This window comes from Bradyrhizobium manausense, assembly GCF_001440035.1.
Classification (GTDB): Bacteria; Pseudomonadota; Alphaproteobacteria; order Rhizobiales; family Xanthobacteraceae; genus Bradyrhizobium; species Bradyrhizobium manausense.
Genome location: NZ_LJYG01000108.1, coordinates 100799 through 111635 on the forward strand (window position 1 = coordinate 100799; position 10837 = coordinate 111635).

At 66.1% G+C, this 10837-nt stretch carries 4 protein-coding genes and 1 pseudogene; all 5 read left to right on the top strand.

Translation table 11 applies throughout. The features are described from left to right. Positions 1-111: 111 nt before the first annotated feature. A complete protein-coding gene (locus tag AOQ71_RS30555; protein ID WP_057754863.1) occupies positions 112-5316 on the top strand; it encodes an alpha-2-macroglobulin family protein in 5205 nt (1734 codons plus the stop codon). A gap of 8 nt (positions 5317-5324) precedes the next feature. Then, the gene (gene pbpC / locus AOQ71_RS30560) at positions 5325-7535 is read left to right on the top strand and encodes a penicillin-binding protein 1C (RefSeq protein ID WP_245317263.1); all 2211 of its coding nucleotides are present in this window, start codon (positions 5325-5327) and stop codon (positions 7533-7535) included. 50 nt (positions 7536-7585) lie between these two features. Next, on the top strand, positions 7586-9328 hold the full coding sequence (locus tag AOQ71_RS30565) for an ArnT family glycosyltransferase (protein ID WP_057754871.1): 1743 nt from the start codon (positions 7586-7588) through the stop codon (positions 9326-9328). A 1-nt stretch (position 9329) separates the two neighbouring features. Next, positions 9330-10175, top strand: a complete 846-nt coding sequence (locus tag AOQ71_RS30570; protein WP_057754875.1) for a phosphatase PAP2 family protein — start codon at positions 9330-9332, stop codon at positions 10173-10175. A 63-nt stretch (positions 10176-10238) separates the two neighbouring features. Further along, positions 10239-10837, top strand: a pseudogene (locus tag AOQ71_RS30575) (glycosyltransferase family 2 protein); the annotation flags it as partial.

Consider the following 10837-nt stretch of genomic DNA (forward strand, 5'->3'; position numbering starts at 1 on the left):
CATGGCGAATGCGACGTTTTGCACCTTTGGTTCCATCGCCATGAGTCCGTCACCTTTCCGCACACATTATCGCCGCCGCGGCGCTCGTCCGCGATTTCCGGGAGTCCATTCATGATCGGTCTGGTTCGCGCCGTCATCCTCTGCGCAACGCTGGCGTTTGGCCTGAGCGCGGCGCATGCCGCTGACAAGGCGTTCAAGCGCGACGATCTCGCTGATTCTGCGATCAAGCTGGAGGCGCAGATCAAGAGCGAGGCAGGGCCGGTCGCCAAGACCAATGCGACGCTGAAGACGGACGCCGACGCCGCCTTCAAGCGCAACGATTACCGCACCGGGCTCTCGGTCCTTGGCCAGATCGCCGCGACCACGCCCGATGACGCCGGTAACTGGCTGCGGCTCGCCAAGGTGATCTTCCAGATCACGCCGCGGAGCTCGAGCGAGCAGACGTTCCTCTGGGAACGGGCCTCGACGGCCGCCTACATCGCTTACACGCGCGCCGGCAATCAGGGCGAGGAGGCCGATGCGCTCGCGGTGCTCGGCAAGTCGCTCGCCGAACGGCATCTGTTCCGCCCCTCGCTCGACGCATTGCGGCTGTCGCTGGACATGCGCGAGGTCGCCGATGTCCGCGGCCAATATGAGAAGCTGCGCGACGAGCACGGCTTCCGCCTGCTCGACTATACCGTGGACTCGGATTCGGCGAGCCCGCGCGCCTGCTTCCAGTTCTCGGAAGAGCTCGCCAAGCGCACCGATTTCGCGCCCTTCCTGGCGCTCGCAGGTCAGGACAAGCCGGCGCTGTCGGCGGAGGGCAAGCAGCTCTGCGTCGACGGGCTGAAGCATGGCGAGCGCTACAACATCAACTTACGTGCCGGCCTGCCGTCGACGGTGAAGGAAGGCCTGCCGAAATCGGCCGAGTTCAACATCTATGTGCGCGACCGCAAGCCGTTCGTGCGCTTCACCAGCCGCGCCTACGTGCTGCCGCGGACCGGGCAGCGCGGCATTCCCGTGGTCAGCGTCAACACGCCCGCGGTGAACATCGATGTTTTCCGGATCGGCGATCGCAACCTGATCAACACGGTGGTCGACAGCGACTTCCAGAAGACTTTGTCGAAGTACCAGCTCAGCGATCTCGGCAACGAGCGCGGCGTCAAGGTCTGGTCGGGCGAGCTCGCGACCGCGATGACGCTGAACCAGGACGTCACCACCGCATTCCCGGTCGACGAGGCGCTGGGCGAGCTGCAGCCCGGCGTCTATGTGATGACGGCGGCAGCCAAGGGGCCGGGCAGCGACGATGATTATCAACTCGCAACCCAATGGTTCATCGTTTCCGACCTCGGCGTGTCAGCCTATTCCGGCAATGACGGCATCCATGTCTTCGTGAACTCACTGGCCTCGACCGATCCGGTCGGCAAAGCCGAGGTGCGGCTGGTCGCCCGCAACAATGAGATATTGGCGACGCGCAAGACCGACGATGCCGGCCATGTGCTGTTCGAGACGGGGCTGGCGCGCGGCGAGGGCGGCCTGTCGCCCGCGATGTTGACGGTGACCGGCGAGAAGGCCGACTACGCTTTCCTGAGCCTGAAGAGCTCGGCTTTTGACCTCAGTGACCGTGGTGTCGCGGGCCGCGTCGTGCCCGCGGGGGCCGATGCCTTCGTCTATGCCGAGCGCGGCGTCTATCGCTCCAGCGAGACCGTCTATCTCACCGCGCTGCTGCGCGACGGGCAGGGCAATGCCGTCAATGGTGGGCCGCTGACGCTCGTGATCGAGCGTCCTGATGGCGTCGAATTTCGCCGCGCCGTGCTGGCTGACCAGGGCGCCGGCGGCCGCACGCTCGCCGTGCCGCTCAACTCGGCCGTTCCGACCGGGACCTGGCGGGTGCGCGCCTTCACCGATCCGAAGGGCTCGTCGGTCGGCGAGACCACCTTCATGGTCGAGGATTACGTCCCCGATCGGATCGAATTCGAATTGTCCGCCAAGGACAAGCTGATCAAAGCCAACGCTCCTGTGGAGCTCAAGGCGGACGGTCATTTCCTCTACGGCGCGCCGGCCTCCGGCCTCAGCCTCGAAGGCGACATGCTGATTGCGCCTGCCTCCGGGCGGCCCGGCTATGCCGGCTACCAGTTCGGCGTCGATGACGAGCAGACCACCTCGAACGAGCGCACGCCGCTGGAGAACCTGCCCGAGGCCGACGCCAATGGCGTTGCGACCTTCCCGGTGACGCTGGAGAAGCAGCCGGCCTCGACCCGTCCGCAGGAGGCGCAGATCTTCGTCCGCATGGTCGAGACCGGCGGCCGCGCCGTCGAGCGCAAGCTCGTTCTGCCGGTCGCGCCCGCGACCGCGCTGATCGGCATCAAGCCGCTATTCGGCGACAAGAACGTCGCGGAAGGCGACAAGGCCGAGTTCGATGTCGTGTTCGTCTCGCCCGAGGGCAAGACGATTCCCCGCGACGGCCTGCGTTACGAGCTCCTGAAGATGGAATCGCGCTATCAATGGTACCGCCAGAACAATTATTGGGAGTATGAGCCGGTCAAGTCGACCTCGCGCGTCGCCGACGGTGACGTCACGATCGCCGCCGACAAGCCGACGCGGATCTCGCTGGCGCCCCGGCCCGGCCGCTACCGGCTCGATGTGAAGTCGAATGACGCAGACGGTCCGGTGACCTCGGTGCAGTTTGACGTCGGCTGGTATTCCGACGGCAGCGCCGATACGCCTGATTTGCTGGAGACCTCGATCGACAAGCCGCAATACGCCTCCGGCGATACCATGACGGTATCGGTCAATGTCCGCTCCGCCGGCAAGCTGACCGTCAATGTGGTCGGCGACCGCCTGCTGACGACGCAGACCGTCGACGTCAAGGAAGGCACCGCGCAAGTAAAACTCCCGGTTGGCAAGGACTGGGGCACCGGGGCCTATGTGGTGGCGACGCTGCGCCGTCCGCTCGATGCGGCCGCCCAGCGCATGCCGGGCCGCGCGATCGGCCTGAAATGGTTCGGCATCGACAAGCAGGCGCGCACGCTTGCCGTGAAGCTGGCGCCGCCGGATCTGATCCGGCCGAATTCGACGCTCAAGATCCCGGTCAGGCTCGACGGGCTCAATCCCGGCGAAGACGCCAAGATCGTGATCGCCGCGGTCGATGTCGGCATTCTCAATCTCACCAATTACAAGCCGCCGGCACCCGACGATTATTATCTCGGCCAGCGTCAGCTCTCGGCGGAAATCCGCGATCTCTACGGGCAGCTGATCGACGGCATGTCCGGCACGCGCGGTCAGATCAAATCCGGCGGCGACGCAGGCGCTGCCGAGCTGCAGGGCTCGCCGCCCACGCAAAAGCCGCTCGCGCTCTATTCGGGTATCGTCACCGTCGGCGCCGACGGCACGGCGGAAGTCAGCTTCGACATTCCGGAGTTCGCCGGCACCGCGCGCGTGATGGCGGTGGCGTGGACCGCCACAAAACTCGGCCGCGCCAACACCGATGTCGTGATCCGCGACCCCGTGGTGCTGACCACGACCCTGCCGCGCTTCCTGCTCAATGGCGATCACGGCACGGTCAATCTCGAGATCGACAATGTCGAGGGCCAGGCCGGCGATTACGTCATCAACGTCAAGACGGGCGGTCCGGTGAAGATGACGGGCAATCCGGCCACCACTGTCAGACTCGCCGCCAAGCAGCGCAATTCGTTCGCGCTTGCTATCGATGCGACCGCGGCGGGACAGGCGACGCTCGATGTCGACATCAAGGGGCCGAACGGCCTGACGCTCGCGCGCCACTACGCGCTCGACGTCAAGGCGGCAACGCAGGTGCTGGCGCGGCGCTCGATCCGCACCCTGGCGAAAGGCGAGAGCCTGACGCTGACCTCGGACATGTTCTCCGACCTCGTGCCGGGCACCGGCAGCGTCTCGGTCTCGGCGAGCCTGTCGACCGCGCTCGATGCGGCGACCATCCTCAAGGCGCTCGACCGCTATCCCTATGGCTGCTCGGAGCAGATCACGAGCCGCGCCATGCCGCTGCTCTATGTCAACGACCTGGCGGCCGGTGCGCATCTGGCCATGGATACCGAGGTCGACCAGCGCATCCGCGACGCCATCGAGCGGCTTTTGGCCCGTCAGGGCTCCAACGGCTCGTTTGGCCTGTGGTCGGCCGGCGGCGATGACGCCTGGCTCGATGCTTACGTCACGGACTTCCTGACTCGCGCCCGTGAAAAGGGCTTTGTGGTGCCTGACGTTCTGTTCAAGAACGCGCTCGACCGCATCAGAAACTCTGTCGTCAACGGCAACGAGCCGGAGAAAGATGGCGGCCGCGATCTCGCTTACGGCCTCTATGTGCTCGCCCGCAATGGCGCAGCTCCGATCGGCGATCTCCGCTATCTCGCCGACACCAAGCTGAACAATCTGGCGACGCCGATCGCCAAATCCCAGCTTGCGGCGGCGCTCGCTCTGGTCGGCGATCGCAACCGCGCGGAGCGGGTCTACAGCGCGGCGCTCGACAGTCTGGCGCCAAAGCCGGTGCTGGAGTTCGGCCGCACTGATTACGGCTCGCAGCTCCGCGATGCCGCAGCGCTGGTCTCGCTCGCCAGCGAAGGCAATGCGCCCAAGGCGACACTGACGCAAGCAGTCTCGCGGGTCGAAGTCGCGCGCGGGCTGACGCCCTACACCTCCACACAGGAGAATGCATGGCTGGTGCTGGCCGCGCGGGCGCTGGCCAAGGAAAACCTCTCGATCGAGGCCGACGGCCAGCCGATCAAGGCTGCGCTCTACCGCAGCTACAAGGCTGATACGCTGAGCGGCAAGCCGCTGAAGATCACCAACACCGGCGATGCGCCGGTGCAGGCGGTGATCTCGGTATCGGGCTCGCCGGTGACGCCGGAGCCGGCCGCGTCGAACGGCTTCAAGATCGAGCGCAACTACTTCACGCTCGACGGCAAGCCGGCCGACATCAGCAAGGTCAAGCAGAACGACCGCTTTGCCGTGGTGTTGAAGATTACGGAAGCCAAGCCTGAATACGGCCACATCATGGTGTCCGACTATCTGCCGGCCGGCCTCGAGATCGACAATCCGAAGCTGGTGTCGTCGGGCGACAGCGGCACGCTGGACTGGATCGAGGATGGCGCGGAGCCCGAGGATACCGAATTCCGCGACGACCGCTTCACCGCGGCGGTCGACCGGGCCTCGGATTCCAAGGCGGTCTTCACCGTCGCCTATGTCGTGCGCGTGGTCTCGCCGGGCAAATATGTGCTGCCGCAGGCCTATGTCGAGGACATGTACAACCCCTCGCGTTATGGCCGCACCGGCACGGGCACAGTCGAGGTGCGGGCGGCGAAGTGAGTGGTGGGATGCGCGACGGCGATCATATCTCTCGTCATTCCGGGGCGGCTCGAAGAGCCGAACGATGGCGCGCAATTGCGCGCCTGAGAATCTCGAGGTTCCGGGTCTGGTCCTTCGGACCATCCCGGAACGACGGCAGTGGAGTGCGGAGCAAGAGCCATCGCGCGCTCTCTGCCCTCGCGCTCGCTTTCATCCTCGCCCTTATCGGCTTCGTCGGCTGGGTCTATTCCCTCGGCCCGCTGCCGCTCGACGAGGCGCGACGCGTCTCGACCACTATCGTCGATCGCAACGGCAAGCTGTTGCGTGCCTACGCGATGGCGGACGGGCGCTGGCGTCTGCCTGTTGATACCAAGACGAATGTCGATCCGACTTACCTGAAGCTGCTGTTCGCCTATGAGGACCAGCGCTTCTACGCCCATGACGGCATCGACCCGCTGGCGCTGGGCCGTGCTGCTGTCCAGCTCGCTACCCGTGGCTACATCGTGTCGGGCGGCTCGACCATCTCGATGCAGCTGGCCCGGCTGATGGAGCCGCGACGGCAGCGCTCGCTTTACGCAAAGCTGCATCAGATCGTCCGCGCGATCGAGCTGGAGCGCAGCTTGAGCAAGGACGAGATCCTTAACCTCTACCTCGCGCTCGCGCCCTATGGCGGCAATCTCGAAGGCATTCGAGCCGCATCGATCGCTTATCTCGGCAAGGAGCCGAAGCGGCTGTCGCTGGCGGAAGCCGCGCTCCTGGTCGCGTTGCCGCAATCGCCGGAAACCCGTCGGCTCGACCGTTATCCCGACGCCGCGCGCATCGCGCGGGATCGCGTGCTCGGCCGCATGGTCGAGGAGCATGTGGTCAGCGTCGACGATGCCAAGCAGGCCAAGGCCGTGCCAGTGCCAACGCTGCGCAAGCCGATGCCGATCCTGGCCCCGCATGCCTCCGACAACGCGCTGGCAACGGTCAAGGATGCGCCTGTTATCAAGCTGACGCTGGACTCAAATCTTCAGAAGGTGCTGGAGCCGCTGGCGCGCGACCGCGCCATTGCGCTGGGGCCGAACATCTCGGTCGGCATCATCGTCGTCGACGTCGAGAGCGGTGACGTGCTCGCTCGTGTCGGCTCGGCCGATTATTTCGATGTGAGCCGGGCAGGGCAGGTCGACATGACCCGCGCCATCCGCTCGCCGGGCTCGACACTGAAACCGTTCATCTATGGCCTGGCTTTCGAGGACGGCTTCGTTCACCCCGACAGCCTGATCGACGATCGTCCGGTGCGCTTCGGCTCCTACGCGCCCGAAAACTTCGACATGACGTTCCAGGGCACGGTGCCGGTGAAGAAGGCCCTGCAGATGTCATTGAACGTGCCGGCCATCGTGCTGCTCGACCGCGTCGGCTCGAGCCGGCTGGCCTCGCGGCTGCGGCAGGCCGGAGGCAATCTGGTTCTGCCCAAGGACGAGTCGCCAGGGCTCGCGATGGGCCTCGGCGGTGTCGGCATTACGCTCCAGGATCTGGCGCAGCTTTATGCAGGCTTCGCTCGGCTCGGCACCACCAAGCCACTCCGCGAGATCATGGCCACCAAGGATGATCGCGAGCCGCTGCGGCTCTTGGACCCCGTGGCGGCCTGGCAGGTCGGCAACGTGCTGCTGGGAACCCCGCCGCCGGAGAACGCAGCCCATAACCGCATCGCCTTCAAGACCGGCACCTCCTATGGCTATCGCGATGCCTGGTCGGTCGGGTTCGACGGCCGCATGACCATCGGCGTCTGGGTCGGCCGGCCCGATGGCGCGCCGGTGCCCGGCCTGATCGGTCGCCTCGCCGCCGCGCCCATTCTGTTCGATGCCTTCGCGCGGACCGGCAAGACGTTGACCCCACTGCCAAAGCCCCCCAAGGGAACCCTCCTTGCCAGCAACGCAAAGTTGCCGTTGCCGCTCAAACGGTTCCGGCCTGTCGGGGAACTGGTCCGCCCCGGCGGCGAGCAGGCGCTCCACATCCAGTTCCCGCTCAATGGCTCCCGGATCGATGTGGATCGGTCGGTCGGAGCGGAGGCGGCGGCCATGCCGGTCAAGGTCGCCGGCGGGGTGCTGCCGATGACTGTCATGGTCAACGGAACGGCGCTCGGCGAGATCGACGGACGGCGCCAGCGCCTGATCGATCCGCCCGGTCCGGGCTTTGCACGGCTGACGGTGATCGACGCCACGGGCGCCGCGGACACAGTCGTCATTCGAATTCAATGAGAGCGGCTTAAGCGGTTGTGGCGACGGCGGTTTCAGCGTAAGCGGAACCAATGGCCGAGACCTATCCGACTCCCCGATTTGGAGCGCCCCGACAGCCGAAAACGCCCGTGAATCCGGGCAGTCGGCTTGTGCTGATGCTCGACTTTGTCACCGCCAGCCACGCCCGCGCCGTGGGCTTCCTGGTGCTGTGCGCGCTGCTGCTGTTTCTGCCGGGATTTTTCACCATCCCGCCCGTCGACCGCGACGAGGCACGGTTCGCGCAGGCCACCAAGCAGATGGTCGAGAGCCGCGACTATGTGGACATTCGCTTCCAGGAGGACGTTCGCTACAAGAAGCCGGTCGGCATCTACTGGTTGCAATCCGCGGCCGTCGAAGTGGCCACAGTGCTGAAGCTGCCCAAGGCCGAATTGCGCATCTGGGTCTATCGGCTGCCCTCGTTGATCGGTGCCATCGGCGCAGTGCTGATGACCTATTGGACGGCGCTGGGCTTCGTCACGCGGCGCGGGGCAGTGCTCGCCGCGCTGCTGATGGCCGCCTCCGTGCTGCTTGGTGTCGAGGCGCGCCTCGCCAAGACCGACGCTGTGCTGCTGTTCGCGGTGGTCGCCGCAATGGGCGCGATGTCACGCGCCTATCTGTCGTGGCAGCGGGCCGAGGAGGAGGCCCATCCGCCCTGGAGCTGGCCGGCGATCTTCTGGACCGCGCTCGCGGTCGGCATCCTGATCAAGGGCCCGCTGATCCTGATGTTCGCAGGGCTCACCATCATCGCGCTCGCGATCCAGGATCGCGATGCCTCCTGGCTGTGGCGCTTGCGCCCGGTCTGGGGTCTGATGTGGGTGCTGGTGCTGGTGCTGCCCTGGTTCGTCGCGATCTTCTGGCGCGCCGGCGATGCCTTCTTTGCGGATTCCGTCGGCGGCGACATGCTGAGCAAGATCGGCGCGCAGGAATCCCATGGCGCGCCGCCCGGTGTCTATCTGGCGCTGTTCTGGATCACCTTCTGGCCCGGCGCGCCGCTTGCGGCGATGGCGGCGCCGGCGGTGTGGCGGGCACGGCGCGAGCCCGGCGCACAATTCCTGCTGGCCTGGCTGATCCCGTCCTGGATCGTGTTCGAGGCGGTGCTGACCAAGCTGCCGCATTACGTGTTGCCGCTCTATCCCGCGATTGCGATCCTTACCGCCGGCGCGGTGGAGCGAAACGTGCTGTCGCGCTCGTGGCTCGCGCGCGGCTCGGCCTGGTGGTTCGTGGTCCCTGCGGGCGGTTCGATCATCGCAGTCGTCGGCGCGGTCATGCTGACGCGGCAGCCGGCCTTCGTGGCCTGGCCGTTCATCGCGGCCTCGCTGATCTTCGGCCTGTTCGCCTGGTGGCTGTTCGACACCAATCGCGCCGAGCGCTCGTTGCTCAACGCGCTGGTCGCAGCGCTCATGCTGGCCGTCGCGGTCTACGGCATCGTGCTGCCGTCGTTGACGCCGCTGTTTCCGAGCATCGAGGTCGCGCGCGCGCTGCGCAACGTGACTTGCGTCGGGCCCAAGGCGGCCTCGGCCGGCTATGCCGAGCCGAGCCTTGTGTTCCTGACCGGCACCCAGACGCTGCTCACCGACGGATCGGGGGCTGCCGATTTCCTCAGGCAGGGAAGCTGCCGGTTTGCCCTGGTGGAGCAGCGCTCGGAGCGCAGCTTCGTGCAGCGCGCCGAGGCGATCGGGCTGCGCTACAAGGTCGGCGCGCGTATCGACGGCTATAATTTCTCGCAAGGGCGTGCGATCTCGATCTCGATCTTCCGTTCCGAGGGCCCTGACTAGGATGCCTGATACGGCCACCATCGCGCCGCGTGCGAGTTACCCCACGCAATTGGTCTCTGTCGTGGGACGGGCGCTCGCGCAGCTCGTGCGTTCGCCGTCGCATTCGCGCCGTGCTGCGGCTGCGCGAAAACTGGCGCGGCACTCGCTGTGGCTCAGCGCGGCGGGTGCCGCTTTGGTGATCGTTCTGATGCTCGCGTTCGATGGGACCGAGATCCAGCTGATGCCGGCTCGCGGCACGGCCTGGCTGTGGCCGATCCGCATCCTCACCGATTTCGGCAAGGACGAGAACGTGCTCTGGGTGCTGGGCGCAGCCTTGGTGGTCGTGGCGCTCGTCGCGAGCGGAATGCATGGCAGCCGCCGGGCGCTGCTGCTCGGCTTCGGGACGCGGCTGCAATATCTGTTTCTGTCCGTTGCGCTGTCGGTGTTCGTCACCGAGATCCTGAAATATCTCATCGGTCGCGGACGTCCGTTCGTCGGCGGCAAAGCCGATCCGTTCAATTTCATCCCGCTCGAAGGCACGGGGGCTTATGCCAGCCTGCCGTCGGGGCATGCGGTGACGGCGTTCGCGCTCGCCTTTGCGGTTTCGGCGCTTTGGCCGCGTCTGCGCGTGGTCATGTTCACTTACGCCGTTGTCATCCTGCTGACGCGCCTGGTGCTGCTGGCGCATCACCCGAGTGACGTCACGGCCGGTGCGCTGGTGGGCATGGTCGGCGCCATGGCGGTCCGCTATTGGTTTGCGGCGCGCCGGCTCGCCTTTGCCATCCGCGCCGACGGCAGCATCGTGCCGCTTCCGGGAGTGCTTCCAGGGCGCCTCAAAAGGGTTGCCCGCGGCCCATCCGCCCCATAAAAGCGGCTGCTTCCCGGACCAAGGGTTCCTGGGAACGGGCCAATCCAACCACGAGCTTTCGATTTGTCGTCCTCCCAGCCTTCGGTTTCCATCGTCGTCCCCGTGCGCAACGAAGCCGATAACATTGCGCCCCTGATCGAGGAGATCACGGCCGCGCTCGATGGCCGCTGGGCCTATGAGATCATCTATGTCAACGACGGCTCGACCGATGCGACCGGCGAGCGGCTCGCGGCGATCATGAAGCAGCGCGGCAATCTGCGGCAGCTTCGTCACGCAAAATCCACCGGCCAGTCGGCCGCGGTTCGCAGCGGTGTCCGCGCGGCACGCGGCACGGTCGTGGCGACGCTCGATGGCGACGGCCAGAACAATCCTGCTTTCCTGCCGGACCTGATCGCGGCGGTTGAGAAGGGCGTCAACGTCGGTCTTGCCGCCGGACAGCGCGTCGGGCGCAAGGACACGGGCTTCAAGAAGTTCCAGTCGCGGGTGGCCAACAAGGTTCGCAGCGCCATCCTGAAGGACGGCACGCGCGACACCGGCTGCGGACTGAAGGCGTTCCGCCGCGAGGTCTTCCTGATGATGCCCTATTTCGACGGGCTGCATCGCTTCCTGCCGGCGCTGATGCGCCGCGAAGGCTTCGATATCGCCTATGTCGACGTGATCGA

What these genes read in the sequence shown, in the direction of transcription:
- AOQ71_RS30570 (WP_057754875.1), top strand. Translation starts at nt 9,330, where the DNA reads ATGCCTGATACGGCCACCATCGCGCCGCGTGCGAGTTACCCCACGCAA.
- AOQ71_RS30565 (WP_057754871.1), top strand. Translation starts at nt 7,586, where the DNA reads ATGGCCGAGACCTATCCGACTCCCCGATTTGGAGCGCCCCGACAGCCG.
- AOQ71_RS30555 (WP_057754863.1), top strand. Translation starts at nt 112, where the DNA reads ATGATCGGTCTGGTTCGCGCCGTCATCCTCTGCGCAACGCTGGCGTTT.
- pbpC (WP_245317263.1), top strand. Translation starts at nt 5,325, where the DNA reads ATGCGCGACGGCGATCATATCTCTCGTCATTCCGGGGCGGCTCGAAGA.